The following is a 25887-nucleotide window of genomic DNA, read 5'->3' on the forward strand; positions in this document are numbered from 1 at the left end:
GGCGCTTACCTCTTCATCCAGGGGAAGGCCACGCGACCGAGCCAGCGGAACGCCTGGTCGGTGAGCAGGCCGATGATGCCGATCAGCAGGATGCCGGCGAAGATCTTGTCGGTGTGCATGTAGCGCTGCGCCTTGAGAATCGCGTAGCCGAGGCCGGAGTTGGCCGCGACCAGTTCGGCCACCACCAGGTAGGTCCAGGCCCAGCCGCAGGTGATGCGCAGGGTATCGAGCAGCGCCGGGCGCGCCGACGGCAGGATCACCAGTTTGACGATCTCGCTGCGCGAGGCGCCCATGGTCTGCGCCGCCTCGATCTGCGCCATGGGTACGCGGCGCACATCCTCGGCGACCATTAGCACCATCTGGAAGAAGGTGCCGATGAAGATGATCAGCACCTTGGAGCCTTCGTCGATGCCGACCCAGAGCATGATCAGCGGGATGAAGGCCACCGCCGGCATGTAGCGGATGAAGTCGGTGAGCGGCTCGAGAAACGCCTGCACCGGGCGGTAGGTGCCGATGTACAGGCCGATCGGCAGGGCGATCAGCGCCGAGGCAAGGAAACCGGTCATTACCCGGTAGACGCTGATGCCGATATCGGCGAGCAGGCCCTCCTCGCTCCACCAGCGCCCGACCCGCGCCAGCACCGCATCCGGGCCGGGCATGAACATCGGGTTGGTCAGGCCCAGCGCCGTGCAGGCCCACCAGACCAGCAGGGGGAACAGCAGGCCGGCCACCGCCAGCGCCCAGATGGCGCCACGCGGCAGCTCGCCACGGATCACCCACCAGCTCGGCCGTGCGGGCGGTACCGCGGCCTCGGTGGTGGGCAGGGGTTGATGAGCAGTCATGAGCAGGCTCCTGCACAGGGGAAAACGGGTTCGTCGCGGACTTGCCAGCCACCCAACGGCGGCATCGCGCCGAGGCAGGCGAGCACCGCCGGGGTCAGCAGCAGGTCGGCCTGGTCGGGGTCGACCGCCGCCGGCAACAGCGCCTGGCCAACCCGCTCGGGCAGGGTCGACAGTTCGATATGCCAGGGTTTGGCACCGCCGACGTGACGGCCGAACGACAGCTCGAACTCCAGCAGCGTCTCGGCCTCGTGGGTGCTGGCGAGCAACGCGCCGAGCGACTCGGCGCACGGCAGCGGATTCTGTCGGCCAGCGGCGAAGAGGAAGCAGTCACCGGCCAGAAGCAGGCAGCCCTGGCGCCCGTCGAACGCCACCAGCCACACGCCCCAGTTGCGCCCGAGCGACTCCGGCAGGCGCTCCCAGACTTCGTGGTAACTGCCGTCGAGGCCGTCTTCAAGCAGGTATTCAGGCCGCTCGAAGCGCATGCGGCCGATGTCCTCGCGCCCGCTCGGCGGCTGGAAGTCGATGGCCCGGTGCCACTGACAGAGGTCGCCATCGATGGCCGTGTAGCCGGCGAAACCGGCCTGGCTCGCGCGCTCGGCGAGGCTCTGCGGCGCCGGCTGGGGAATGCGCAGGTCGGCGAACAGGCTGGCGGTCTGCAGCCAGTAGACCTGGGTGCTGGTGTCGTGCACACCCGCGGTGGTGGTCAGCAGCGTGCGCTGCCAGACCCCGAGGTAGGCGTCGGGAACCCGCTTCATGAGTGGAACTCCGGAAACTGGCGCAGGCCGTTGAAAAAGGCCATGTCGTGGTTCGGCCACAGCTCGGCGTCGGTCTCGCGGGCCAGCGCCTTGAGCTTGCGGATGCTGTCGATGGCCAGGTCCTCGCGGCCCTGCCAGAGGGTGCCGGGGGCGATTTCCTGGTCGAGGTTTTCCGTCAGGTCGGCGGCGTCACCGGCGAGGATCACCGGCTGGCCCTGGGGCAGCTCGATCAGCAGCGACATGTGCCCGGCGGTGTGGCCGGGGGTGTTGATGGCGCGCACACCGGGCACCAGTTCGTACTCGTCGGTCTGCACCTTCCAGCGGTAGTCACCGGCGAAATCGTCGACGAAATAGGCGTCGTCAGCCTTGGCCCGCGCCGCGTCCAGCTCGGCCGCGTGCACATGCACCTCGGCGCCGCAGACCTCGCACAGGCCACCGGCGTGGTCGAAGTGCAGGTGGCCGAGGAACACCACGTCGATGTCCGCCGGCGTCAGACCGAGGCGGGCGAAGTGCGCCGGCAGGCGCTGCTCTTCGGTCATGCGGGGGGCGCCCATCTCGAAGTCGCCGTACCAGCGCTCGCGCAGCAGCGGGTCGGCGATCTTGGCGTAGTCGCAGCCGACGTCGTAGAGAATGCGCCCGTGCTTGGTTTCGATCAGATAGGCGAGGATCGGCGCCTCGATCATCTGGCCGTGACCACGCTGCCAGGTGGAAATCGACTTGTCGTAGCGATGGGTCGCCGTGAGCAGCGGCCAGAGCCGGGTGACCTGGGTCATGCGCCCTCCCACTCCGCGAGTAGCGCATGACTGTCGAGCACGCGGCCGAACAACCCGCCCTCGACCTCGACCATCACCAGCGCGGCGCCGTGCAGTTGCGGGTAAGGCGAAGCGCAGCCGTCGCTGACCAGGGTGCAGGCGTAGCCCCGGTCCACCGCGCTGCGCAGGGTCGAGTGCACGCAGACCTCGGTGGTCACGCCGGTGATGATCAATTCGCTGATGCCGCGGTTGCGCAGCAGCAGCTCCAGATCGGTGCTGGCGAAGGCGCTGTAGCCGGGCTTGTCGATTACCGGTTCGCCCGCCTGCGGCTGCAGCTCGTCGATCAGGTCGTGGCCGTATTCGCCGCGCACCAGCAACTTGCCCAGCGGGCCCTGGCTGCCGATGGGCGCGCCGGCATTGGCGGCGCGCAGGCGCTTGGGCTCGGGCAGATCGGAAAGATCCGCGCGGTGGCCTTCACGGGTGTGCACGACGAACATGCCGCTGGCGCGCGCCGCATCCAGCAGCGCCTGGATCGCCGGGATCGGCGCACGCAGCAGGCTGATGTCCAGCCCGGCCTGATCGGCGTAACCGCCCGGCGCGCAGAAGTCGCGCTGCATGTCGATGATGATCAGCGCCCGAGCGGCGGCATTGGTCGCCCGGCTCACAGGCGGAATTCCTTGCGCACGGCAGCCGCGATGCCTTCACCGATATCGGCGGCCATGCGCGCGCCCTTCTGCGCGGTCGAGCCCTTGGCCGAGGACAGCACGCCGGACGGCGGCACCCACTCGGTACGGCTCGGGTACATGTCGTAGGGCGGGAAGTCCGCCGGCGGCTCATCGGGGATCAAGTCGATGCGCACCAGGTGCGGCAGGTAGTGCAGCATCAGCGAGGTCTCGATCACCGCCGCGTGCTCCAGGGCGAAACCGGGGAAGCCATCGGGGAACACATCGGCCAGGGTCTGCTCGGTGCAGAAGTCCCAGTGCTCCAGGCGCATCACTTCCAGCTTCGCCGTCGGGCCCAGCTCGCGCATGGCCAGCTCGATGCCCTCGGTGACGAACCACTGGTTCTCGTAGTGACCATCGACCAGCACCAGGCGGGTCACACCGTGGCGAGCGAACTCGCGCACGGCGTCACGCACCAGGGCGATCAGGGTCTGTCCGTCGAGGCTGGTGGTGCCGCAGAAATGGTTACCGCCGCCGCACTTGGGCTGCGATTTGTAGCCGTAGGACAGGGCCGGGGCGACCAGGCCGCCGACCTGCGCGGCAACGTCTTCGCACAGGGCGCTGGCGAGCAGCGCATCGGTGCCCAGCGGCAGGTGCGGGCCGTGTTGTTCGGTGGCACCGCAGGGCAGGAAGACCACGGGGGAGTCTTCACGCACGCGGCGCGCGTATTCGACCCAGCTGAGCTGATCCATGCGCACGGTTTTCATGGGCGTACCTCACAGGCAACGGAAGGGGATTCGGCCGGCGGCCGCGCGGCGATCAGTGCGGCAGCCAGTACCAGGGCGCCGCCGCACCATTCGCGCAGGCCCAGTTCGCGGTCGCCGAACCAGGCCGCGGTGAGCACCGCGACCACCAGTTCGACCACCACCAGCACTGCGGCGCGGCCGGCTTCGACATGGGTGAAACCGTACTGCGCGGCGCTCATGGCGATCAGCCAGAACACGCCGAACAGCGCCACCTGGCCCCACAGCACGCCGTCCATCGCCGGCAACGGCGTACCCTGCAGCAGGCAGAACAGGCCGCCGAGCAGCGCGCTGCCGACGAAGGCCACCACCGCCTTGCTCGCCAGCGGCACCTGTTCGGCGGCGCGGGTGGCCAGGTTGTTGATGGCGAACGCCAGGCCGGCGGACAGCGCCAGCCAGTCGGTACTGGTCAGCGGGCGGAAGGTGTCGTGGCTGATGCCCAGGGTCAGGGCGATACCGAGCATGGCCAGCGCCAGCGCGCCGACGCGCAGGGCATTGAGGCGTTCGCCGAGCACCAGCCAGCCGCCGAGCAGACCCCACACCGGCGCGAGGTAAAACAGCAGCATGGCGCGCACCACGTCACCCTCGGACAGCGCGCCGACCAGCCCGGCCGTGGCCCAGCCGCCGAACAGGCCGATCGCCAGCAACGCCGTGCGCTGCGGCCACCAGGCGCGGCGCTGGCGCCACAGCAGCGGGATGGCCAGCAGGCTGAGCAGGCCGTAGGTGGCCAGCACCAGCGGCATACCGACCAGGCCGAGGCCGGCGAAATGCTGCAGCGGCATCCAGCCCAGGCCCCAGAAACTGGCGCCGACCAGGAGGACGATTTCCGGCTTCATGGCGGCCATCTCAGCTGCCCATCCAGGCGCCGCCATTGGCGCCGAGCATCTGCCCGTGGAAGAAGCTGGCACCCGGCGAGACCAGGAACAGCACCGCCGCGGCGATTTCTTCCGGGCGGCCAAGGCGGCCGGCGGGAATGTCGCTTTCCTTGGCGACCATCTCCGCGCTCATGTGCGCCAGCGAGACCATCGGCGTGTCCACCGGGCCCGGCGCCACGCCATTGATGCGGATATGCGGGGCGAACTCGCGGGCCAGCGAACGGGTCAGGCCGATCACCCCGGCCTTGGCCGTGCAGTAGGCAACGTAGTCGGCACGGCCGACGAAGCCCAGCTCGGAGGCGATGTTGACGATGCAGCCGCTTTGCCGCGTTTGCATGTGGCGCAGGGCATGCCGGCAGCAGCGGTAGACGCCGCCGAGGTCGACGCCGAGCACGTGGGCCCAGTCGTCCTCGTCGGTGTCGACGAAGGGTTTTTCCAGGATCACCCCGGCATTGTTGACCAGGATGTCCAGCGGCCCGGCGGCGAGCACTTCCTCGAACAGGCTGGCGACCTGCATCGGCGAGGCGACATCGGCCTGCACGGTGCGCGCGCGGCCACCGGCGGCCTCGATGTCAGCAACCAGCGCGGCAGCGGCATCCGACTGGCGCAGGTGGTTGATCCACACCAGCGCGCCGGCCTCGGCCAGGGCGATGGCGGTGGCCCGGCCGATGCCCTGGGCGGCGCCGGTAACCAGCGCGGTCTGCCCGGCCAGCGGCCGTTGTTGCACCGAGGCGCTCATTGCATCACCTCGCCGTGGCTGACCGAGATCGCCTGGCCGGTGACCGGCCCGGCCAGGGCGCTGCCGAGGAACAGGAAGGTGCCGGCCAGGTCCGCCGGGGTCAGCAGTTCCGGCACCGCCTGGGCGGCGAGAATCAGCGCCAGCTCCTCGTCCTCGCTGCGCCCGCTGGCTTCGGCCATCACCCGCAGCGAACGCATCGCCGCCTCGGTGCCGACCCAGCCCGGGCACACGGCGTTGACGCGAATGCGCCGCGGCCCCAGCTCCCAGGCCAGCGAACGGGTCAGGCCGATCACCGCGTGCTTGCTGGCGACATAGGCGGAAAAACCGGGCACGCCTTTCAGCCCCCAGATCGACGCCTGGTTGATCACACAGCTGCCGGCGCGCAACTGGCCCTGCAGGGCGCGGGTCAGGCGCAGCATCGAGGCGACGTTGTTGTCCAGCAGCGCCTGCCAGTGCGCGTCGGCCTCGGCGCCAGTGTCGATCAGCGGCGTGGCGTACTCGACGCCGGCGTTGTTGATCAGCACGTCCAGCGGCCGGGTGCCGCGCTCGGCAACATAGGCGGCGATGGCCGCGCTGTCGCCGAGGTCCAGCGTGGCGATGCGGCTGGCGGTCAGCGCTGCCAGCTCGTCGGCGACCTTGATCAGCGCCTCGGCGTTGCGGTCGAGCAGTTCCAGCGTGGCGCCCTGCTCGGCGAAGGCACGCGCCAGGCCACGGCCGATGCCGCTGGCCGCGCCGGTGATGAGGATCTGTTTGCCGCGGTAGTCGATCATCGTCACACCGCCGTCAGGAACGACACGCCAACCGCACCGTAGAAGCCATCGGCACGATGCGCCCCGGCCGGCTCGACCACCCCGTAGTTGTCGTCGATCACCCGGCGCAGGCGGTGCTGGTGGAAGCTCTTGAACAACAGGTGCATCGGCAGCACCTGGTTGTAGGCATCGCCATACAGCTGCTGGTGCAGCGCGGGCAGGCGGTACCAGGGCGCCACCGGCTTCTCGTGGTGGGCGTTGTGGTAGGCGAAGTTGAGCAGCAGCAGGTCGAGCACCGGCCAGCGCACCGAGACCACGTTGCTGAAGGTGTTCATCTGCTCGTAGGCGCGGTCGCGCTGCTTGTCGTCGGGGATCTTGCCGCCGTCTTCGAGCACCGCGAAGGCGTCGTAGGTGTGCTGGTAGGCGTCGGTGAAGCGCAGCACGGTGAGCATGATCGACCAGGCGACGAAGTACAGGACCACCGCCTTCAGCGACACCGCCGCCATCAGGCCGAACAGCACAGCGCGAATCAGCAGGGTCACGGCGACCTTGCCGCGGTTGGCGCGGTGCTTCTCGTTGCTGGTGATGAACGGCAAGAGGATCACGTAGTAATGCATGATCAGCTCGACTGCCGGCACGTAGGCCCACTCAGCCGCCAGCACCAGCTTGCGGAACCAGCCAGGGCAGCTGTTGAGGAATTGCTTGGTATCGAAGGTGATCACGTCGGCGCGGTCGACGTGGTGGCGCATATGTTTCTTGCGCAGGTCCTGGAAGCCGGCGTAGCAGCTGCCGCACAGCCAGCTCGCCACCTCACCGGCCCATTCGTTGTGCTTGGGCTTGGCGAAAATGGTGCCGTGGGCGAATTCGTGGATCAGGTAGGCGGCGATGATCATCGCGTGGCCGAGCAGCAGCGTACCGGCAATGTTGATCAGCCAATTGCTGGCAAACAGCATGGCCAGGCCGCCGGCAAATCCGCCGAGGGCGTAGGCGATGGCCAGGCTGTTGGCGATACGGCCATCGGCGTAGCGGTAGATCTGGGCGGACATGGGTTCCTCCGGATTCCGGTTGGAGTCATGGGCGACGGGCTTCGCCGTCTTCATCGATCCAGTTGCGCAGGGTGGATGGCGCGTTATCCATCCACCGCTGCGTAGCCTGGCGGGGTGAACGGCGCGCCATTCACCCCGCAGGCAAGAGCGGCTTACTTGGCCAGGGCCTCGACGAACTGCGCGTCGAAGGTGTCGGCGAAGTCGGGGATGAGCGGGATCTGGCCGTTGTCCTTGAGCAGCTGGGCGATCACCGCGCCGCTGCCGTAGAACGAGCTGGTCGCCTCGGATTGCTCGAAGTTCTTCGCCATTTCCGCCAGCGGGATGTTGTACACGCCGCCCATCTGCTCCTTGGCTTCCTCGGCGGAAACGCCGAGCACCTTGCCGATGATTTTGGCCGCCTCGTCCGGGTGGCTCTGCATGTAGGCCAGGCCGTCGAGGTAGCCGAGCATCAGCGCCTTGATCGCCGCCGGGCGTTTGGCGATGACCTTCTCGTCGAAGGCCAGCACGTCGGTGATCAGCCCCGGCGCATCCTTGGACGAGTAGACGATGTGGAACTTGTCGCCCGGCATGCCGAGGATCTGCGACACGTTGGGCTCGTAGGTCACGCCGACCGGCAGGCTGCCGGAAGCCATCGCGCCGGGAATGCCCTCGGGAGTCATGTTGATCGGGTCGATGTCCTTGGCGCTCAGGCCGTTGACCTTGAGGGCGTAGGCGAGGAGGAAGTCGGACGGCGACAGCGGGTTGAAGCCGACCTTCTTGCCCTTGAAGTCGGCGACCGAGGCGATCGACTTGTCGGCGACGATGGCATCGCCACCGTTGGAGAAGTCGATAGGCATCACCACCTTCTGGGTCAGGCCCTTGGCCACGCCACCGACCACCTGGTCGTACGTCAACATGCCGCCGTCGAGGGCGCTGCCGAGCATGGCCGACGGAATCAGCGCGGGGTCGTTGAAGAATTGCAGCTCCACCTTGAGGTCATGGGCCTTGTACAGGTCCAGCTCGTCGGCGACGTAGAACGGCGCGTAACCGGCCCAGACGACCGTGCCGATCTTGAGTTTTTCCAGGGCTTGCGCGCTGAAGGGCAGCACACCGGCGACGGTGGCCAGGCTGGCGCAAAGCAGGGTCTTGCGCAGTGAACGCAGGGACAGCAGGGTCATGGCATAGCTCCTACACGTTGGAAATCGGCACGGGATGACATCACGTCCTCCCGGGCTTTTATCCCGCCGTGTAGCCCTGATCCTTAGGGCCGGAAAACTCTCGGACCAGCATCGACGTCTGTCGACCGGAACCCTAGTTCGCCTCTGTTACCGCTCCACTGTGCCAAGCGTCATGAGCGTACAACGCGGCGCTGGGCCGGCGTGTCTCATCCCGTTTCTACTGGGAACTTTGCAAGTGCGGTGCCAAGACCTGGCAAGAAGGGAAAACACGCCGCGTTTCAACGGCTTGAGCCCGCATGCCGGTGATCGCCCGGACCGGGCGGCAGGGCATGGCGCACCAGCTACAGGCGCGCCGCCTGCTTTCAGTGCAGGACCGGACTATTCGCCGCCGACGGCGAAGTTGGGCAGGCTGTCGACTGGCTGGGCGAAGTTGAAGGGGATCGATTCCAGCGCCAGGCCGACGTTGCGCTGCACCACGAAGTGCAGGTGCGGGCCGGTGCTGTTGCCGGTGTTGCCGGAGTTGGCCAGGTGCTCGCCAGCCTCGATGCGCTGGCCCTCGCGCACGCTCACCGAGCCACGCATCAGGTGCAGGTAGACGCCCATGGTGCCGTCGTCATGCAGGATGCGCACGTAGTTGCCGGACGGGTTGGTGCCGCGCCCGCTCTGCTGGTTCTCGGTCTTCACCACCATGCCGCCGCGCGCGGCGACGATGGGCGTGCCCTGCGGCATGGCGATATCGATGGCGTAGCGGCCCTTGGGCGTGAAGTGGCTGTACTTGCCGTTGGCGCCCTGGGTCAGCTTGAACGGCCCGCCACGCCAGGGCAGCGGGTAGCGATAGAGCATCGGCTGCTGGCGCGGGTCGCCGAGGGCGTAGCGCAGCTTGGGCTTGTAGCTCATCGGTTTGCCGGCTTCGAGCGGCGCCAGGGTGGCCAGGCGGATCTTGCTGCGCGGCGGCAAGACCCAGCGAATCGGCTGTTCGGGCGCGCCGACGGCATTGACCACGCGCTGCAGGGTCAACTCGATCTCCACCGGGGCGTAGAGGTCGTTGCGGATCATCAGGGTTTCGCCGGCGTCGTGCTTCTTGGTTTCCAGCTTCACCAGGTTGTCCAGACGCTCGATCATGCGGTCGCGGAACACGAACACCTGCGCGCCGGCCACGGCCTTGTCGCTGTAGGTGACGACGCCGTTCTTGTCGACATACTTGTAGATGGTCAGCGCGCTGGCCTGGCCTGCAACCAGCAACAGCACACCGCAGATGAATGAGCGCCCTAGCATAACGTCTCGGATTTAGTAGTTGATTTGGTATCCGGGCTGGCAAGACTAGCAGCGCCGCCGGCCATCCGCGAGCCCCCGCCGCCCGCGCTGTGCAGCATTTGGCAGGTGTTCCGACGACTGTCCCGGCCGCGCCGGGAGAATCCGATGAAAGGCGCGGCGCAGAGCGCTCAATCCGACCTTGGTCGAACAGGCAGGCCGACACCCTCGGCCTAGACTCGCGGCCCTCGCCCTGCTCCGTCTCCGAGGTTCTCCATGTACCGTGATCGCGTGCGCCTGCCCGAACTGTTCGACAAGGTCATGAGCGCGGCCGATGCCGCCGCCCTGATCGAAGACGGCATGACCGTCGGCATGAGCGGTTTCACCCGCGCAGGCGAAGCCAAGGCGGTGCCGCGCGCCCTCGCCGAACGGGCCAAAACTCAACCGCTGCAGATCAGCCTGATGACCGGCGCCAGCCTGGGCAACGACCTCGACAAGCAGCTCACCGAAGCCGGCGTGCTGGCGCGGCGCATGCCGTTCCAGGTCGACAGCACCCTGCGCAAGGCGATCAACGACGGCACGGTGATGTTCATCGACCAGCACCTCTCGGAAACCGTCGAGCAGCTGCGCAACCACCAGCTCAAGCTGCCGGACATCGCGGTGATCGAAGCCGTGGCCATTACCGAGCAGGGCCATATCGTGCCGACCACCTCGGTGGGCAACTCGGCCAGCTTCGCGATCTTCGCCAAACGCGTGATCGTCGAGATCAATCTGGCGCACAACCCCAACCTGGAAGGCCTGCACGACATCTACATCCCGACCTACCGGCCGACCCGCACGCCGATCCCGCTGACCCGCGTGGACGACCGCATCGGCAGCAGCGCGATTGCGATCCCGCCGGAAAAGATCGTCGCCATCGTCATCAACGACCAGGCCGACTCGCCGTCCACCGTGCTGCCGCCGGATGCCGAGACCCAGGGCATCGCCGATCACCTGATCGACTTCTTCAAGCGCGAAGTCGCCGCCGGGCGCATGGACAACAGCCTCGGCCCGCTGCAGGCCGGCATCGGCAGCATCGCCAACGCGGTGATGTGCGGCCTGATCGACTCACCTTTCGAGGGCCTGAGCATGTACTCAGAAGTGCTGCAGGACTCCACCTTCGACCTGATCGACGCCGGCAAGCTGCGCTTCGCCTCGGGCAGCTCGATCACCCTGTCGGCACGGCGCAATGCCGACGTGTTCGGCAACCTCGAGCAATACAAGGACAAGCTGGTGCTGCGCCCGCAGGAAATCTCCAACCACCCGGAAGTGGTGCGCCGCCTGGGCATCATCGGCATCAACACGGCGCTGGAGTTCGACCTCTACGGCAACGTCAACTCGACCCATGTCGGCGGCACCAAGATGATGAACGGCATCGGCGGCAGCGGCGACTTCGCCCGCAATGCGCACCTGGCGATCTTCGTCACCAAGTCGATCGCCAAGGGCGGGGCGATTTCCAGCGTCGTGCCGATGGTCAGCCACGTCGACCACACCGAGCACGACGTCGACATCCTGGTCACCGAAGTCGGCCTGGCTGACCTGCGCGGTCTGGCACCACGCGAGCGGGCGCGGGCGATCATCGACAACTGCGTGCACGCGGATTTCCGCGAGGCGCTGAACGACTACTTCGAGCGTGCCTGCGCCAAGGGCGGCCACACCCCGCACCTCCTGCGCGAAGCCATGCAGTGGCACATCAACCTGGAAGAGTGCGGGCGCATGCTGGCCGGCTGAACGGAACACAGGCAGGTCACGCGCCCCGAACGATCCCCGAACGCTGGCTTGCTGTACTGGTGGCTCGACCCACTCGTACGGTGAACCCCGTGAACCGATTGCTCATGCCCCTGGCGTTGCTGTGCATCGCCGTCACCCTGCTGACCGCCCAGGCCGACGCGCAGGCCGCCGAGCGCCGCGGCCTGGTGCAGATCAGTATCCACGTCACCGGCAGCTTCCGCGGCAACGTCAGCGTCAGCGGCGAAAAGCACGATGGCGAGTACGACCGCAGCTTCAGCTACAGCCTGCCGATCCGGGTGATTCCGGCCGCCGCGAGTGGCATTCGCCAGGTCGACAGCCGCGACCTCGCGGCCAAGGCCCAGCCGGCCGTGGACATGCAGGCGATGACCGGCATCACCCGGGCCGACGTGAACAGCATCCAGGCCATCTCCGACGCCTGTGGCGAGGACGAGGACTGCCTGATGGAAAAGATGATGACCCTGGCGCAGGCCATGGACGGCCGGGTCAAGGTCGACCCGAGCCAGGTGCCGCAGGTGGCGGTGCCCAATCTCGAGCGCTTCCTCATGCTCAGCGCCAGCGACGGCATCAGCCCGGCGCGCTGCGGCCCGGCGCACCTGCGCTTCGCCGATCACTTCAGCGGCACGTTCATCGACTCGGTGAAGGGCGTGGTGCCATATGACTACCACGAGCGTTTCGAGCGCCGTTATCCGCCCGCCGACGCCGAGCTGCAGGCGGCCGGGATGTGCGGGTTCAGCGGCGCCATCGATAGCGAAACACGGCGCTACCACCTGTCGATTCCCGTCAGCCACATCCGCGCGGTCACCGAACGCACGGACCTGGAACAGAAGATCGAACGCAAGCTGGCGGGTTACGCGGACGACAAGGCGATCTTCCTCGACCTGCCGCTGCCGGAAGACACCAGAGTGCTCAGTGGCGAGCGACGCGTGGTGGCGATTGCCGACGGCATGGATGCGCTGTTCCGCTGGACCATCACCCTGGAGTGATGGCGCGCGGGGTCAGGCGCCGGGGCTGAAGTGCTTCTGCGCGCTGCCGCGGGCGATCAGGCGGGACAGGTAGTCGAGTTTCTGCGGGTCGCGGTCGACGAACTTGAAGGTCAGCTGCAGCCACTCGCTGTCGGGTTTCGGCTCGAAGGCCGCGACCGCGTGCAGGTAGCCGTTGAGGCGCGCGGTTTCCGCTCCCTCGCCCTGCTCCAGGTCGAGCACCGCGCTTTCCAGCACCTGCGGCAGCTGCTCGGTGCGCTTCACCACCAGCAGCGCTTCCTTGAGACTCAGGGCCTTGATCACGCAGGCCATGCTGCCACCCGGCAGGCGTAGCTGGCCCTGGCCACGACCACTGGTGGGGTTGGCGGCCGGCTTGGCGGCGGGTGCAGCCGCAGCGGGTTTGGCAGCGGCGGCGGTAGGCGCCTTGGCCTGCACCACGTCGGCCTTGCCGCCGGTCAGGGCCGCCAGGGAATCGTTGGCGTAGGCGCCAGTGCTGAGCATCTTCGGCGGCGCGCTGGCGGCCAGGGCCTGCAGCTTGCCGGCACGATGTAGGGCCTTCTTCACCTTGGTGACCAGCTGTTCGGTGGAAAAGGGTTTGCCGATGAAATCGGAAACGCCGGCCTGGATCGCCTGCACCACGTTTTCCTTATCGCCACGGCTGGTAACCATGATGAACGGGGTGGTTTTCAGGGCGTCCTGCTCGCGGCACCAGCTGAGAAGTTCGAGGCCGGACAGCTCGGGCATTTCCCAGTCGCAGAGAATCAGATCGACGGCGTGGCGGGCAAGCAGCTGCTGGGCCTTGCGCCCGTTGACCGCTTCTTCGATGTGGATGCCGGGAAAGTTGTCGCGCAACCCCTTCTTCACCAGGTCACGGATAAAGGTTGCGTCATCCACCACCAGCACACTGACTTTGCTCATCGACCGCTCCTGCACGAATGTCGACAAGCATAGCCTTGCCTGCTGGCCAAAGGCCAACCGCAAAACCACCGGCCATCCACCGTTCGGCGCCCAGCCGCACGGCAGAGCTGCCGCGGGCTGTCGGCAGGCGGTTTACTCGGTTTTGCCGCCCTGCACTTCTTCTTCCATGCGGGCCAGGCCGAGGTGCTTCACGTCGGTGCCGCGCACCAGGTAGATCACCAGCTCGGCGATGTTGCGCGCGTGGTCGCCAATGCGTTCCAGCGAACGCAGCACCCAGATGATGCTCAGCACGCGAGTGATCGAGCGCGGGTCTTCCATCATGTAGGTGACCAGCTCGCGCAGGGCGGTCTTGTACTCGCGGTCGATGGTCTTGTCGTATTTGGCCACCGACAGCGCCAGTTCGGCGTCGAAGCGGGCGAAGGCGTCGAGCGACTCCTGGACCATCTTGCGCACCTGGTCGCCGATGTGGCGCACCTCGACGTAACCACGCGGCGCTTCGCCTTCCTCGCACAGCTGGATGGCGCGCTTGGCGATCTTGGTCGCTTCGTCACCGATGCGCTCGAGGTCGATCACCGACTTGGAGATGCTGATGATCAGGCGCAGGTCGGAGGCCGCCGGCTGGCGACGGGCGAGGATGCGGATGCACTCCTCGTCGATGTTGCGCTCCATCTGGTTGATCTGGTCGTCGATCTCGCGCACCTGCTGGGCCAGACCGGAGTCGGCGTCGATCAGCGAGGTGACGGCGTCGTTGACCTGCTTCTCGACCAGGCCGCCCATCGCCAGAAGATGGCTGCGCACCTCCTCCAGCTCGGCGTTGAACTGCTGGGAGATGTGATGGGTGAGGCTGTCTTTGTTGATCATGGTCGAGCCCTTGCGAAGCGAATTAGGTTCTTGAGAATGAATCGTCCTGGCCTTTGGAAAATCGTGTTGGGCTAGGAGGCGCCGCGTAGACAGTACAACTGGTACGGCAAGCGGCGCCGACAACGCCCAGCGCGATTTAACATGGCCAGGGGCTAGCCGTAGCGACCGGTGATGTAGTCTTCGGTCTGCTTCTTGGCCGGGTTGGTGAACAGCGTGTCGGTGTCGCCGAACTCGATCAGCTTGCCCATGTACATGAACGCGGTGTAGTCGGAGACGCGCGCCGCCTGCTGCATGTTGTGGGTCACGATGACGATGGTGTACTTGCTCTTCAGCTCGTAGATCAGCTCTTCGACCTTGAGGGTCGAAATCGGGTCCAGTGCCGAGCAGGGTTCGTCGAGCAGCAGCACTTCCGGTTGTACCGCCACGGTACGGGCGATCACCAGACGCTGTTGCTGGCCGCCGGACAGGCCCAGGGCCGAGTCGTGCAGACGGTCCTTGACCTCGTCCCACAGGGCAGCGCTCTTCAGGCCCCACTCCACCGCTTCGTCGAGCACGCGCTTCTGGTTGATGCCCTGGATGCGCAGGCCGTAGACCACGTTCTCGTAGATGCTCTTGGGGAACGGGTTGGGCTTCTGGAACACCATGCCGACGCGGCGACGCAGCTCGGCGACGTCTTCGCCCTTGCTGTAGATGTTGTGGCCGTCGAGGTTGATCTCACCCTGTACGCGGCAGCCGTCGACCAGATCGTTCATCCGGTTGAAGGTGCGCAGCAGGGTCGACTTGCCGCAACCGGACGGGCCGATGAAGGCCGTCACGCGCTGCTTGGGGATGTTCATCTTGACGTCGAACAGGGCCTGCTTCTCGCCGTAGAACAGGTTCAGGCCAGGCACTTCCAGGGCCACGGTTTCGTCGGCCAGACGCAGGCTCTGCTTGGTACGGCCGAGGGCGGCGATGTCGATGCCGTGAGACGGTGTTTCGTGCTGCATGGGATTCTCCCTACGCTGACAATTCGTTCAAGCCGCCGCGGCCCATGCCGCGGCGACGCAGGTAATCAATGATCCAGCGCCTTGTACTTCTCGCGCAGGTGGTTGCGGATGAACACGGCGCTCAGGTTGAGCAGCGCGATCACCAGCACCAGCAGCAGCGCGGTGGCGTACACCAGCGGGCGGGCGGCCTCGACGTTGGGGCTCTGGAAGCCGACGTCGTAGATGTGGAAGCCCAGGTGCATGATCTTCTGGTCCAGGTGCAGGTACGGGTAGTTGCCGTCCACCGGCAGTGCCGGGGCCAGCTTGACCACGCCGACCAGCATCAGCGGCGCCACTTCGCCAGCGGCGCGGGCCACGGCGAGAATCAGGCCGGTCATCATCGCCGGGCTGGCCATCGGCAGCACCACTTTCCACAGGGTCTCGGCCTTGGTCGCACCGAGCGCCAGGGAGCCTTCGCGCAGGGCCCGCGGGATACGCGCCAGGCCTTCCTCGGTGGCGACGATCACCACCGGCACGGCGAGGATCGCCAGGGTCAGCGAGGCCCACATCAGGCCCGGCGTCCCGAAGGTCGGTGCCGGCGCGGATTCGGGGAAGAACAGGCGGTCGAGCGAGCCACCCAGCACGTAGACGAAGAAGCCCAGGCCGAACACGCCGTAGACGATCGCCGGGACGCCGGCCAGGTTGTTCACCGCGATGCGGATGATCCGGGTCAGCGGGCCCTGCTTGGCGTACTCGCGCAGGTAGATGGCCGCCAGCACGCCGAACGGGGTGACGATCACGGCCATGATCAGGGTCATCATCACGGTGCCGAAAATGGCCGGGAAGATACCGCCCTCGGTGTTCGCTTCACGCGGTTCGTCGCTGAGGAACTCCCACAGCTTGGCGAAGTAGAAACCGAGCTTGTCGAACGTGCCCATGGCGTTCGGCTGGAACGCGCGGACCACCTTGCCCATGCTGATTTCCGTCTCGCGGCCGTCGACGGTGCGCACGGTGACGCTGTCGCGGTTGAAGGCGGTGTTGAGCTCGATCAGCTCGCTTTCCAGAACCTTGTACTGGGCGTCCCACTCGGCGCGCTGGGCGTCGATATCGGCCTGCACGGCCGGCGTCAGGGTATTGTCCAGTTCGTGGCCGCGGGTCTGCAGACGCAGGCGCTCTAGGCCGTGGTTGATGCGGCCGATGTCGCGCTTCTGCAGGGCTTCGATCTGCGTGTGCAGCTCGTCGATGCGGGCAATCCGCGCCTGCAATTCACCCCAGGCGGCATCGCCCTCGGCGACCAGCTGGCCCTCCTGTTTGACGTTAACCAGGTAGCCGTAGAAGTTGCCCCACTCGCGGCGCTCCATGACCATCAGGTTGGCCGGGGTACGCGGCTCGCTGGTCCATTCGGCGACGATCCAGCTGAAGTCGGCGCCGAACAGTTCGCGGTTGCCGACCTTGAGCAGTTCGCGGGTCATGAACTCGCCGCCGTTGACGTCCACCGGCAGGCCGGCAGCAGCCAGGCGACCACGCGGCACTTCCTCGACCTGTACCAGCTCACCGGCCAGGGCACGCGGCGCTTCACCGGGTACCTGGTACGTGGACTCGATGACATCGGCCGGCCAGAAGTGGCCAAGGCCACGGGTGGCGATCACGGCGAGCAGGCCGACGGTCATGATCACGGCGATGGACACACCACCACCGGTCATCCAGATCCACGGCGAACCACTCTTGAACCAGGATTTCACGCTTTGCTGTTTCACTGATTGCTACCTTCCAGGCTTAGAGCGAGGCGTATTTTTTGCGCAGGCGAGTACGGATCATCTCCGCCAGCGTGTTCATCACGAAGGTGAAACTCAGCAACACCAGCGCACCGAGGAACAGCACGCGGTAGTGGGTACTGCCGACTTCAGACTCGGGCATTTCCACCGCCGTGTTGGCGGCCAGGGTGCGCAGGCCTTCGAAGATGTTCATGTCCATGATCGGCGTGTTGCCGGTGGCCATCAGCACGATCATGGTCTCGCCGACGGCGCGGCCCATGCCGATCATCAGCGCCGAGAAGATGCCCGGGCTGGCGGTGAGGATGACCACGCGGGTCAGCGTCTGCCACGGCGTGGCACCGAGGGCCAGGGAACCGAAGGTAAGGCTCTTCGGCACGCTGAACACGGCGTCTTCGGCGATCGAGAAGATGTTCGGGATCACCGCGAAGCCCATGGCCAGACCAACCACCAGAGCGTTGCGCTGGTCGAAGGCGATGCCCAGGTCATTGGACAGCCAGCCGCGCATGTCGCCGGCGAACAGCCAGTTCTCCAGGTGCCCGCTCATGCCCAGCGAAACGGTGCCTACCAGCAGGATCACCGGGATCAGCAGCGCCGCTTCCCAGCCATCCGGCACCAGCAGGCGGACTTTCTCCGGCAGGCGGCTCCAGCCGAACGCCGCGAGCAGGATGCCCACCGGCGTCAGCAGCAGCAGGCTGAAGATGCCCGGCAGGTGACCTTCGACATAGGGCGCGAGAAACAGACCGGCGAAGAAGCCGAGGATTACCGTCGGCAGCGCCTCCATCAGCTCGATCACCGGCTTGACCTTGCGGCGCATGGCCGGGGCCATGAAGTAGGCGGTATAGATCGCCGCGCAGATGGCCAGCGGCGCAGCCAGAAGCATGGCGTAGAAGGCGGCTTTCAGGGTACCGAAGGTCAGCGGCGAAAGGCTCAGCTTGGGTTCGAAATCGGTGTTGGCCGAGGTCGACTGCCAGACGTATTTCGGCTCGTCGTAGCTCTCGTACCAGACCTTGCCCCACAGTGCGCTCCAGGAGATCTCCGGGTGCGCATTGTCGACCACATAGCGTTGCAGCTGGCCTTCTGACTCGACCAGGACGCGGGTGGCACGCGGCGACAGGGCGGCAACACTGGCCCCCTTGGCGACCTGCTCGGTAAGCAGGGTGCGGTGCGCGGTGCTGTGGAAGATGCCCAGGGTGCCGTCGGCGTCGAGGGCGAGGAAGCCCTTGCGGCGTTCTTCGGGGAGGATCTGGGTGATCGCGCTGCCGTCCAGCTTGAAGTCGCGGATGCGCGTCAGCACGGCCTTGCCGTCACCGTCGCGAACCATGAACCACTGGGCGATGCCGCCCTTGCTGTCACCGACCATCAGCGAGATGCCGCCGAGCAGCGGGCTCACCGCGCTGACTTCGGCTTCGCCCTCGAGCAGCTTGTAGCGGCCGTTGAGGGTGTTGCTGCGCAGGTCGAAGACGTCAGCGGTGGCCTTGCCGTTGATCACGTACAGCCACAGCTGGCGCGGGTCGATAACCATCGCCTTGATCGGCTCGGCGATCTGCGGCAGGGCAATACGCTTCTGCTCAAGGCTGGTCTCGCCGGTGAGCATGTTTTCTTCACGGGTAATCGACAGCAGCTGCAGCTCGGCACCGGTGGAGGCGCTGAGCATCAGGGTGTCGCCGTTCTGACTGAGAGCCACGTGCTCCAGCGCACGGCCCTGCTCGTCCAGGGTCATCGGCGTTTCGCCGAAAGGGTAGACCAGCACCGGGGTGATGGTCTTGACGTTGTCCGGGTAGGTGACCTTGTAGTCGTGCTCGAACACCAGTGCCTGGCCGTTGGACAGGCCGAGGATCACGCGGCGGCTGCCGGGCTGGTCCTGGCTCACCGAGCTGATGGCGACACCCGCGGGCAGCGGCAGGTCATAGGCCTGCAGGGCGGTGCTGTCCTTGAGGGTGAAGAACTGCACCTTGCCGGCGTTGTTGAGGCGCATGGCCACCTTGTTCTGCTCTTCCACGGCCAGCAACAGTGCATCGCCCTGCTGCGCCAGCCACACCGGCTGCTGGGCCTTGCGGGCCTCCAGTTCGGCGCCGGAGAACATCGGCAGGACCACGTGGGCCAGGTAGAAGAAGATCAGGGTGATGGCACCCAGCACAGCCAGGCCGCCGATGGACACGTACCAGCGCGCCATGCGGTCTTTCAGCGCGCGGATACGCCGCTTGCGCTGCAGGGCCGGAGTGTTGAAGTCCAGCCGTTGGTTGCTGTTCGAAGAAGCGGTCATGGAATTGTTGGCCAAGTCGTTCATGCGAGGATCTCTGGGCGGTTGCGCACTCGCGCCCCTGATTTGAGCAGGAGCCTAAATCTAGCTGCCTTGTGTGACAGAAAGATTACAGAGGGGTGACGCGACAACGCCCACCACTGCAGGCAGTAGCGGGCGCGTCTGGTGCACCGCCCAGCTCGTGGCTCGGCGGTGCGACCGGGCTGTGTTACAGACCCAGCTCTTTCAGTGCTTTCTCAGCCACTTTGGACGGCAGCGGGATGTAACCATCCTTGACCACCACTTCCTGACCTTGCTTGGACAGGACCAGCTTCAGGAACTCGGCGTCCAGCGGGCTCAGCGGCTTGTTCGGCGCCTTGTTCACGTAGACGTAGAAGAAGCGGGCCAGCGGGTACTTGCCGGACAGGGCGTTGTTCTCGTTGGCTTCTTCGATCTCGCCGTTCTTCTTCGACAGCGGTACGGCACGGACGCTGGCGGTCTTGTAACCGATGCCCGAGTAACCGATGGCGTTCACGGTGCTGGAAATCGACTGGACCACGGAAGCCGAACCCGGCTGCTCGTTTACGTTGGCCTTGAAGTCGCCTTTGCACAGGGCTTCTTCTTTGAAGTAGCCATAGGTGCCGGATACCGAGTTACGACCGAACAGCTGGATCGGCTTGCTAGCCCACTCGCCGGTCAGGCCCAGGTCGCCCCAGGTCTTCAGGTCCTTCTCGCCACCACACAGACGGGTGTTGGAGAAGATGGCGTCGACTTGAGCGATGTCCAGCGACTTGATCGGGTTGTCCTTGTGCACGAATACGGCCAGGGCGTCGATCGCAACCGGAACAGCAGTCGGCTTGTAGCCGTACTTCTCTTCGAAGGCTTGCAGCTCGTTGTCTTTCATGGCGCGGGACATCGGGCCCAGGTTAGCGGTACCTTCGGTCAGCGCGGGCGGCGCGGTCGAGGAACCGGCAGCTTGGATCTGGATGTTCACGTTCGGGTAGAGTTTCTTGTAGTCCTCAGCCCACAGGGTCATCAGGTTGGCCAGGGAGTCGGAACCGACACTGGACAGGTTGCCCGATACACCGGAAGTCTTTTCATAGGTCGGCAGAGCCGGGTCGATAGCGGCAACCGCGGATGCGGCGCTCACGCCAGCGGCGACAAAAGTCAGGGCCGTCATCAAACGCTTGAGTTTCATGCCTTGCTCCTAGCAGGAAGTGGTGTTGGTTGGATCGGGGCCAAGTATCTGCAGGCCTGATGAACACTCTATGAACGGAATATGACAATTGGATGAAAGGCCAGCATAGCTGTCGAAAATTTCTGCACCGCTCTTCCCCCTTCGGAGACTGCCCATGAAGCACCTGCACCTGCTGTCCGTCACCGCCCTGGCGCTTGCCTGCAGCGCCTGCGGTGAACAAGCCGCGCTGAACGTCAGTGACGGCACCGGCGCCACCCCGCAACTGCCGGAGCCGAACAAGACCCTGCTGCCGACCGTGAACATCGCCCCGGCCAAGGGCTGGGCCGAAGGCGGCAAGCCGACCGCGGCGGACGGCACCCAGGTGAATGCCTTCGCCGAAGGCCTGGATCACCCGCGCTGGCTCTACGTGCTGCCCAATGGCGACGTGCTGGTGGCCGAGAGCAACGCGCCCAAGGGCGACGGCTCCTTCAGCTTCAAGGGCTGGATTGCCGGCCTGGTGATGTCGCGCGCGGGCGCTGGGGTGCCCAGCGCCGACCGCATCACCCTGCTGCGCGACACCGACAACGATGGGGTCGCCGACCTGCGCACCGCCTTCCTGGAAAACCTGCATTCGCCATTCGGCATGGCCCTGGTCGGCAACGACTTCTATATCGCCAACGCCGACGCCCTGGTGCGCGTGCCCTACACCGAGGGCGAGACGAAGATCACCGCCGCCCCGGAAAAGGTCACCGACCTGCCTGCCGGCATCAACCACCACTGGACCAAGAACGTCATCGCCAGCCAGGACGGCAGCAAGCTCTACGTCACCGTCGGCTCCAACAGCAACGTCGGCGAGAACGGCCTGGAAGCCGAGGAAGGCCGTGCGGCGATCTGGGAAGTGCAACGCAACAACGGCAGCAAACGCCTGTTTGCCACCGGCCTGCGCAACCCCAACGGCCTGGCCTGGGAGCCACAGACCGGCACGTTGTGGACCGCGGTCAACGAACGCGACGAGATCGGCAGCGACCTGGTGCCCGACTACATCACCTCGGTGCAGGACGGCGGCTTCTACGGCTGGCCCTACAGCTACTACGGTCAGCACGTCGACGTGCGCGTCGAGCCGCAACGCCCCGAGCTGGTGGCCAAGGCACTGGTGCCGGACTACGCCCTGGGCCCGCACACCGCCTCGCTGGGCATCGCCTTCGGCCAGGGCGGCGCGCTGCCGGCCTTCCAGAACGGCCTGTTCGTCGGCCAGCACGGTTCGTGGAACCGCAAGCCGCACAGCGGCTACAAGGTGATCTTCGTGCCGTTCGCCGATGGCAAACCGAGCGGCCCGCCGGTCGACGTGCTCAGCGACTTCCTCAATGCCGACGGCGAAGCCCAGGGCCGCCCGGTCGACGTCAAACTCGACAAGCACGGCGCGCTGCTGGTGACCGACGATGTCGGCAACAAGGTCTGGCGGGTAACGCCGAAGCCGTGAGGGTGAATGGGGTGAAGGCACCTGAATGCACCTTCACCCCAGCCCTCTCCCAGGGGAATCGGAGGCGGACCGCGTTCGAATGAGTAGCCGAGCCGTCAGCGCTTCGTCGCGATCAGATACGCCCCAATCGTCATCGCCAGACCGCACAGCGCCACCACGTAATAGGCCGGGCCGAGCGGATCCCAGGCCATCAACAACGCCACGACCATCGGCGTCAGTCCGCCGAAGATCGCGTACGCCAGGTTGTAGGAAAACGACAGCCCGGAAAAGCGCACCACCGGTGGGAAGGCGTTGACCATCACGTAGGGCACCGCGCCGATACTGCCAACCAGCAGGCCGGTCAGCGCGTACAGCGGGAACAGCCAGTCCGGATGCGCCTTGAGGCTGCTGTAGAAGGTCCATGAGCTGAGTGCCAGCAGCAACCCGCCGATCAACAGGGTACGCCCGGCACCGAAGCGGTCGGTGACGGCACCGGCGATGATGCAGCCGATAGTCAGGCAGACGATGGCCAGGCTGTTGGCCTTGAGCGCGGTGACGGCGTCGAAACCGTACACGCTCTGCAACACGCTCGGGGTCATCAGGATCACCACGACGATGCCGGCCGACAGCACCCAGGTCAGCAACATCGACAGCACGATGGCCGGGCGATGCGCGCGCAGCACGGCTTTCATCGGCACCTCATCGGCCAGTGCCTTGCGTTGTTGCAGCTCGGCAAACACCGGCGTCTCGTGCAGCCAGCGGCGCAGGTAGACGGAGAACAGGCCGAACACGCCGCCGATCACGAAGGGAATCCGCCAGGCCCAGTCGAGCACTTCAGCCGGGGTATAGAGAGTATTGATCAGCGTCGCCATCAGCGAGCCGAGCAGGATGCCGAAGGTCAGGCCGGCGGTCAGCGTGCCGCAGGCATAGCCGATACGCCTGGCCGGCACATGCTCGGCAACGAATACCCAGGCACCCGGCACCTCGCCACCAATTGCCGCGCCCTGAATTACCCGCAGCACCAGCAGTGCCAGCGGCGCCCAGATGCCGATCTGCGCGTAGGTCGGCAACAGGCCGATCAACAGCGTCGGCACGGCCATGAGGAAGATGCTCAGGGTGAACATGCGCTTGCGCCCGAGCAGGTCACCGAAGTGCGCCATGACCACGCCGCCCAGCGGTCGCGCCAGGTAGCCCGCGGCGAAGATGCCGAAGGTCTGCAACAGGCGCAGCCAGGCGGGCATATCCGCCGGGAAGAACAGCGCGCCGAGCACGGTGGTGAAGAACACGAAAATGATGAAGTCGTAGAACTCCAGGGCGCCGCCCAAGGCGGACAGCGACAGGGTCTTGTAGTCGCTGCGGGTCAGCGGGCGCGCGCTGGGCACAGCGCTGGAAGGCACGGCAGGCATGGCGGGAGGCTTCTTTATAGGAGGGAGCGGCGGGTGCCGACGCACGATAGCAAATTGTGCCGTTGCCACCCAAGCGACGGCCCTGGCATAAATGCGGACCGAGCGGTCGTCGTCTGACGCGCCGCCCGATATACTGCCGGCTCGGCCCGCCTGGGCCACCGGGGGTTGCGCCAAGGCCTTGGCCCGCAGTTCGAGGCTTTTGCAGAACTCCCACACCATGCCAACGACAAGAATCTAACGACTGGGGCCCATCCGCATGATCGAACTCGAACAGGAAGATCCGATACCGCAGGGCGATCTGGCGCTGCAGATCACGGCATTGCCACGCGAAACCAACGGTTTCGGCGATATCTACGGCGGTTGGCTGGTGTCGCAGATGGACCTGGCGGGCACGGCCATGGCCAGCAAGGTCGCGGGCGGGCGCGTGGCCACGGTGGCGATCGACCGCATGGCCTTCCTGGTGCCGGTGGCGGTGGGCGCGCAGCTGTCGTTCTACACCCAGGCCCTGGAAATCGGCCGCAGCTCGATCCAGATGCTGGTCGAGGTGTGGAGCGACGACCCGCTGTCCAGCGAATGGCGCAAGGTCACCGAAGCGGTGTTCGTCTTCGTCGCCATCGACGGCAGCGGCCGCACCCGTCCGGTACCGCCGCGCCGCTAGGCACCACCCCCTCAACCCCGACCGCGAGTCGGGGTTTTTCATGGTGTCGCGCCAGAACCTGTGGCCAATCTGGCGATCTAGACCCAGAGCGGCCGTGCGGCAACGCCGAGCCGATGTCCTTTACCCGCCAGCAGGAGCACCAGGATGAGCCAGACGCAGATCGAACGAGTGGAGGTGGGCGAGCTGGCCTGCTGGCGCGTGCACGTTGGCGACGCGGAGTTGCTGGTGGCCCAGCAGGGCGCGCAAGTGCTGCATTACCAGCGCGGCTCACAACCACCGATCATCTGGCTCAGCGAGCAGGCGGCCTACCAGGCCGGGCAATCGGTGCGTGGCGGCGTGCCGGTGTGCTGGCCGTGGTTCGGTGACCTGCAGCGCAACCCCGCCGCGGTGCAGGCGATGCACGAAAACCCGGCGCAGGCGCCAGCCCACGGCGGCGTGCGCGGCCTCGACTGGCAATTGCTCGGCGCCGAGGACCTGGGCGCTGCTGTGCAGCTGCAGTTCGTCTTCGACAGCCGCAACCAGCCGCTGCCGGGCTGGCCGCATGCGGTCGAGCTAACGCTGAGCATTCGTCTTGATCAGGCGCTGCACCTGGAACTACGCAGCCATAACCTCGGCGACGCTCCTGTCAGCCTGAGCCAGGCCCTGCACAGCTACTTCGCGGTCAGCGACATCCGCAACGTCAGCGTGCCGAGCCTCGATGGCTGCCGCTACATCGAGACCCTGGAAGGCTGGGCCGAGCGCGAGCAGCAGGACGCCGTGCGCTTCGCCGGGGAAACCGACCGTATCTACCTGGACACGCCGCAGCGCCTGACCCTGCACGATGCCGGCTGGCAGCGCTGCATCCACCTGGACGCACGCAGCTCCCGCTCGGCGGTGGTGTGGAACCCGTGGATCGACAAGGCCGCGCGTCTGTCGCAGTTCGCCGACGACGCCTGGCAGCGCATGCTGTGCATCGAGACGGCGAACATCTGGGATGACTGCGTGACCCTGGCGCCCGGCGAGCGCCACAGCCTGGCGCTGAGCCTGTCCAGCGAATCGCTCTGAGCGCAGCTACACCACGCAACACACCCGGCCTCGCGGCAGATCTGCAGGGCCCCGTCGTGAGCATGGATGGGCCCGGTGCGCAGGCGCACCCTGCGTCAGTCAGCGGCGACTACAGATCGCCCTCTTCCACCAGCCGCACCGCGCTGGCATCCAGCGCGTAGGCGGCATCGGCGAGGTCGTTGCTGACCGTCTCGATCTGCAGCGGGCCTTCCACCCACAGCGGGGCGTAGATGTCGTCGAGGGCAATGCCCTTGGGGTAGCGCACCAGCACGATCTGGTTCGGCGGCGGTGGTGGCACATGGATGCACGCGCCCGGATAGGGGACGAGGAAGAACAGCGTGCTGTTGCCCTTGGCGTCACTCTCCAACGGCACCGGGTAGCCGCCCAGGCGCAGCGTCTTGCCATTCAGCGCGGCCACGGTCTTGGCCGAGTACATCACCGCCGGCATGTCGCGCTCCTGCTGCTTCAGGCCGCCCTTGTTGCTGAAGGTGCCATCGCCCTCCGGGCTGTCGTGGCTGATTTCCGGCATGGCCTCCAGCGCGCGCTGGTCCTCCAGCGGCATCAGGTCGAGCCAGTCGGTTTCCGCCAGTTCGGCGCGAGCCAGGGTGCTGCACAGCAGCAGAAAGAACAGCAACAGAGGACGCATGACAGCACTCGGACGACGAATCATGGGCGCTCAGACTAGCCGCGCCCGCGTCCGGTTCCCAGCGCTGTCTGCGGGAACGTGTCAGTCCTTGCGAACCATCGCGTAGATCGCCAGCAGGATGATTGCGCCGACCACCGCGCCGATGAAGCCGGCTGCCTCGCCAGCCTCGTAGATGCCCAGCGCCTGGCCGCCGTAGGTCGCTGCCAGCGAGCCGCCGATACCGAGCAGAATGGTCATGATCCAGCCCATGCTGTCGTTGCCGGGCTTGAGGAAGCGAGCCACCAGCCCGACGAGCAGACCGATGAAGATGGTGCCGATGATGCCCATTGCGTACTCC

The 25887-nt window shown here is 66.3% G+C and carries 25 protein-coding genes and 1 riboswitch; of the genes, 5 read left to right on the plus strand and 20 right to left on the minus strand.

From position 1 onward, the window contains the following. Positions 1–5: 5 nt before the first annotated feature. The 11 genes from IB229_RS09295 to IB229_RS09345 form a co-directional block, all read right to left on the minus strand. Positions 6–842: an ABC transporter permease gene (locus IB229_RS09295; RefSeq protein ID WP_192327354.1), complete on the minus strand. Its 837-nt coding sequence runs from the start codon at positions 840–842 to the stop codon at positions 6–8. Further along, positions 839–1597, minus strand: a complete 759-nt coding sequence (locus tag IB229_RS09300) for a hypothetical protein (protein WP_192327357.1) — start codon at positions 1595–1597, stop codon at positions 839–841. Before IB229_RS09300 ends, IB229_RS09295 begins: the two co-directional genes overlap by 4 nt. Beyond that, on the minus strand, positions 1594–2370 hold the full coding sequence (locus IB229_RS09305) for an N-acyl homoserine lactonase family protein (RefSeq protein ID WP_192327361.1): 777 nt from the start codon (positions 2368–2370) through the stop codon (positions 1594–1596). Before IB229_RS09305 ends, IB229_RS09300 begins: the two co-directional genes overlap by 4 nt. Further along, positions 2367–3014, minus strand: a complete 648-nt coding sequence (locus tag IB229_RS09310) for a cysteine hydrolase (RefSeq protein WP_318652093.1) — start codon at positions 3012–3014, stop codon at positions 2367–2369. Before IB229_RS09310 ends, IB229_RS09305 begins: the two co-directional genes overlap by 4 nt. Next, positions 3011–3778 carry a creatininase gene (locus IB229_RS09315; RefSeq protein ID WP_192327364.1) on the minus strand — a complete coding sequence of 256 codons (768 nt, stop codon included), beginning with the start codon at positions 3776–3778 and terminating at the stop codon, positions 3011–3013. The genes IB229_RS09310 and IB229_RS09315 overlap by 4 nt, the downstream gene beginning before the upstream one ends. Further along, complete coding sequence (locus IB229_RS09320; protein ID WP_192327367.1) at positions 3775–4659, minus strand: DMT family transporter; 885 nt, start codon at positions 4657–4659, stop codon at positions 3775–3777. The genes IB229_RS09315 and IB229_RS09320 overlap by 4 nt, the downstream gene beginning before the upstream one ends. Before the next feature lies 1 nt (position 4660). Further along, positions 4661–5428, minus strand: coding sequence for an SDR family NAD(P)-dependent oxidoreductase (locus IB229_RS09325; protein WP_192327370.1), 768 nt, complete (start codon positions 5426–5428; stop codon positions 4661–4663). Then, a complete protein-coding gene (locus tag IB229_RS09330) occupies positions 5425–6198 on the minus strand; it encodes an SDR family NAD(P)-dependent oxidoreductase (protein WP_192327373.1) in 774 nt (257 codons plus the stop codon). Before IB229_RS09330 ends, IB229_RS09325 begins: the two co-directional genes overlap by 4 nt. 2 nt (positions 6199–6200) lie before the next feature. Beyond that, entirely contained in the window at positions 6201–7223 is a 1023-nt protein-coding gene (locus IB229_RS09335; RefSeq protein ID WP_192327376.1) for a fatty acid desaturase family protein, read from the minus strand. A 152-nt stretch (positions 7224–7375) separates the two neighbouring features. Further along, positions 7376–8374 carry an ABC transporter substrate-binding protein gene (locus IB229_RS09340; RefSeq protein ID WP_192329351.1) on the minus strand — a complete coding sequence of 333 codons (999 nt, stop codon included), beginning with the start codon at positions 8372–8374 and terminating at the stop codon, positions 7376–7378. Positions 8375–8425: 51 nt separating this feature from the next. After that, a riboswitch (guanidine-I (ykkC/yxkD leader) is annotated at positions 8426–8528 on the minus strand. A 230-nt stretch (positions 8529–8758) separates the two neighbouring features. Continuing rightward, positions 8759–9655: a peptidoglycan DD-metalloendopeptidase family protein gene (locus IB229_RS09345; RefSeq protein WP_192327379.1), complete on the minus strand. Its 897-nt coding sequence runs from the start codon at positions 9653–9655 to the stop codon at positions 8759–8761. Between the two features lie 252 nt (positions 9656–9907). Between IB229_RS09345 and IB229_RS09350 the strand changes: the two genes are divergently transcribed. Beyond that, positions 9908–11401 carry an acetyl-CoA hydrolase/transferase family protein gene (locus tag IB229_RS09350; RefSeq protein ID WP_192327382.1) on the plus strand — a complete coding sequence of 498 codons (1494 nt, stop codon included), beginning with the start codon at positions 9908–9910 and terminating at the stop codon, positions 11399–11401. 89 nt (positions 11402–11490) lie between these two features. Next, positions 11491–12405, plus strand: coding sequence for a hypothetical protein (locus tag IB229_RS09355; RefSeq protein WP_192327385.1), 915 nt, complete (start codon positions 11491–11493; stop codon positions 12403–12405). Positions 12406–12417: 12 nt separating this feature from the next. Here the strand turns inward: IB229_RS09355 and IB229_RS09360 are convergent, their stop codons facing one another. The 6 genes from IB229_RS09360 to IB229_RS09385 form a co-directional block, all read right to left on the minus strand. Continuing rightward, a complete protein-coding gene (locus IB229_RS09360) occupies positions 12418–13320 on the minus strand; it encodes a response regulator (protein ID WP_192327388.1) in 903 nt (300 codons plus the stop codon). Positions 13321–13452: 132 nt separating this feature from the next. Continuing rightward, positions 13453–14181, minus strand: a complete 729-nt coding sequence (phoU, locus tag IB229_RS09365) for a phosphate signaling complex protein PhoU (protein ID WP_192327391.1) — start codon at positions 14179–14181, stop codon at positions 13453–13455. Positions 14182–14333: 152 nt separating this feature from the next. Continuing rightward, complete coding sequence (gene pstB, locus IB229_RS09370) at positions 14334–15167, minus strand: phosphate ABC transporter ATP-binding protein PstB (RefSeq protein WP_192327394.1); 834 nt, start codon at positions 15165–15167, stop codon at positions 14334–14336. 65 nt (positions 15168–15232) lie between these two features. Beyond that, positions 15233–16849 (minus strand): phosphate ABC transporter permease PstA, encoded by a 1617-nt coding sequence (gene pstA / locus IB229_RS09375; RefSeq protein WP_192329353.1) that lies wholly within the window; start codon positions 16847–16849, stop codon positions 15233–15235. 73 nt (positions 16850–16922) lie between these two features. Continuing rightward, positions 16923–19208 carry an ABC transporter permease subunit gene (locus IB229_RS09380; RefSeq protein WP_192327397.1) on the minus strand — a complete coding sequence of 762 codons (2286 nt, stop codon included), beginning with the start codon at positions 19206–19208 and terminating at the stop codon, positions 16923–16925. Between the two features lie 181 nt (positions 19209–19389). Beyond that, the gene (locus IB229_RS09385; protein WP_192327400.1) at positions 19390–20358 is read right to left on the minus strand and encodes a PstS family phosphate ABC transporter substrate-binding protein; all 969 of its coding nucleotides are present in this window, start codon (positions 20356–20358) and stop codon (positions 19390–19392) included. Positions 20359–20512: 154 nt separating this feature from the next. On the opposite strand from IB229_RS09385, the gene IB229_RS09390 reads away from it, so the two are divergent. Beyond that, a complete protein-coding gene (locus IB229_RS09390; RefSeq protein WP_192327403.1) occupies positions 20513–21817 on the plus strand; it encodes a PQQ-dependent sugar dehydrogenase in 1305 nt (434 codons plus the stop codon). Positions 21818–21912: 95 nt separating this feature from the next. On the opposite strand, the gene IB229_RS09395 is transcribed toward IB229_RS09390, so the two are convergent. Next, positions 21913–23202 carry an MFS transporter gene (locus tag IB229_RS09395; protein ID WP_192327406.1) on the minus strand — a complete coding sequence of 430 codons (1290 nt, stop codon included), beginning with the start codon at positions 23200–23202 and terminating at the stop codon, positions 21913–21915. Positions 23203–23458: 256 nt separating this feature from the next. Here IB229_RS09395 and IB229_RS09400 point away from each other — a divergent pair, with 256 nt between their 5' ends. Both IB229_RS09400 and IB229_RS09405 read left to right on the plus strand, forming a co-directional pair. Then, positions 23459–23860 (plus strand): acyl-CoA thioesterase, encoded by a 402-nt coding sequence (locus IB229_RS09400; RefSeq protein ID WP_183087708.1) that lies wholly within the window; start codon positions 23459–23461, stop codon positions 23858–23860. Positions 23861–24004: 144 nt separating this feature from the next. Beyond that, complete coding sequence (locus IB229_RS09405) at positions 24005–24904, plus strand: D-hexose-6-phosphate mutarotase (RefSeq protein ID WP_192327409.1); 900 nt, start codon at positions 24005–24007, stop codon at positions 24902–24904. A 109-nt stretch (positions 24905–25013) separates the two neighbouring features. Here the strand turns inward: IB229_RS09405 and IB229_RS09410 are convergent, their stop codons facing one another. Both IB229_RS09410 and IB229_RS09415 read right to left on the minus strand, forming a co-directional pair. Further along, entirely contained in the window at positions 25014–25550 is a 537-nt protein-coding gene (locus IB229_RS09410) for a DUF3299 domain-containing protein (protein WP_192327411.1), read from the minus strand. 81 nt (positions 25551–25631) lie between these two features. Continuing rightward, entirely contained in the window at positions 25632–25877 is a 246-nt protein-coding gene (locus tag IB229_RS09415; protein WP_192327414.1) for a GlsB/YeaQ/YmgE family stress response membrane protein, read from the minus strand. Between the last annotated feature and the right edge of the window lie 10 nt (positions 25878–25887).

The organism is Pseudomonas sp. PDM14, assembly GCF_014851905.1.
In the GTDB taxonomy this organism is placed as follows: domain Bacteria; phylum Pseudomonadota; class Gammaproteobacteria; order Pseudomonadales; family Pseudomonadaceae; genus Aquipseudomonas.

Coding starts and splice junctions, on each gene's coding strand:
- IB229_RS09395 (WP_192327406.1), bottom strand. CDS start 23,202: ATGCCTGCCGTGCCTTCCAGCGCTGTGCCCAGCGCGCGCCCGCTGACC.
- IB229_RS09315 (WP_192327364.1), bottom strand. CDS start 3,778: ATGAAAACCGTGCGCATGGATCAGCTCAGCTGGGTCGAATACGCGCGC.
- pstA (WP_192329353.1), bottom strand. CDS start 16,849: ATGACCGGTGGTGGTGTGTCCATCGCCGTGATCATGACCGTCGGCCTG.
- IB229_RS09415 (WP_192327414.1), bottom strand. CDS start 25,877: ATGGGCATCATCGGCACCATCTTCATCGGTCTGCTCGTCGGGCTGGTG.
- IB229_RS09325 (WP_192327370.1), bottom strand. CDS start 5,428: ATGAGCGCCTCGGTGCAACAACGGCCGCTGGCCGGGCAGACCGCGCTG.
- IB229_RS09410 (WP_192327411.1), bottom strand. CDS start 25,550: ATGCGTCCTCTGTTGCTGTTCTTTCTGCTGCTGTGCAGCACCCTGGCT.
- IB229_RS09300 (WP_192327357.1), bottom strand. CDS start 1,597: ATGAAGCGGGTTCCCGACGCCTACCTCGGGGTCTGGCAGCGCACGCTG.
- IB229_RS09360 (WP_192327388.1), bottom strand. CDS start 13,320: ATGAGCAAAGTCAGTGTGCTGGTGGTGGATGACGCAACCTTTATCCGT.
- IB229_RS09295 (WP_192327354.1), bottom strand. CDS start 842: ATGACTGCTCATCAACCCCTGCCCACCACCGAGGCCGCGGTACCGCCC.
- IB229_RS09350 (WP_192327382.1), top strand. CDS start 9,908: ATGTACCGTGATCGCGTGCGCCTGCCCGAACTGTTCGACAAGGTCATG.
- IB229_RS09390 (WP_192327403.1), top strand. CDS start 20,513: ATGAAGCACCTGCACCTGCTGTCCGTCACCGCCCTGGCGCTTGCCTGC.
- IB229_RS09405 (WP_192327409.1), top strand. CDS start 24,005: ATGAGCCAGACGCAGATCGAACGAGTGGAGGTGGGCGAGCTGGCCTGC.
- IB229_RS09330 (WP_192327373.1), bottom strand. CDS start 6,198: ATGATCGACTACCGCGGCAAACAGATCCTCATCACCGGCGCGGCCAGC.
- IB229_RS09320 (WP_192327367.1), bottom strand. CDS start 4,659: ATGGCCGCCATGAAGCCGGAAATCGTCCTCCTGGTCGGCGCCAGTTTC.
- IB229_RS09345 (WP_192327379.1), bottom strand. CDS start 9,655: ATGCTAGGGCGCTCATTCATCTGCGGTGTGCTGTTGCTGGTTGCAGGC.
- IB229_RS09380 (WP_192327397.1), bottom strand. CDS start 19,208: ATGAACGACTTGGCCAACAATTCCATGACCGCTTCTTCGAACAGCAAC.
- pstB (WP_192327394.1), bottom strand. CDS start 15,167: ATGCAGCACGAAACACCGTCTCACGGCATCGACATCGCCGCCCTCGGC.
- IB229_RS09400 (WP_183087708.1), top strand. CDS start 23,459: ATGATCGAACTCGAACAGGAAGATCCGATACCGCAGGGCGATCTGGCG.
- IB229_RS09385 (WP_192327400.1), bottom strand. CDS start 20,358: ATGAAACTCAAGCGTTTGATGACGGCCCTGACTTTTGTCGCCGCTGGC.
- IB229_RS09335 (WP_192327376.1), bottom strand. CDS start 7,223: ATGTCCGCCCAGATCTACCGCTACGCCGATGGCCGTATCGCCAACAGC.
- IB229_RS09305 (WP_192327361.1), bottom strand. CDS start 2,370: ATGACCCAGGTCACCCGGCTCTGGCCGCTGCTCACGGCGACCCATCGC.
- phoU (WP_192327391.1), bottom strand. CDS start 14,181: ATGATCAACAAAGACAGCCTCACCCATCACATCTCCCAGCAGTTCAAC.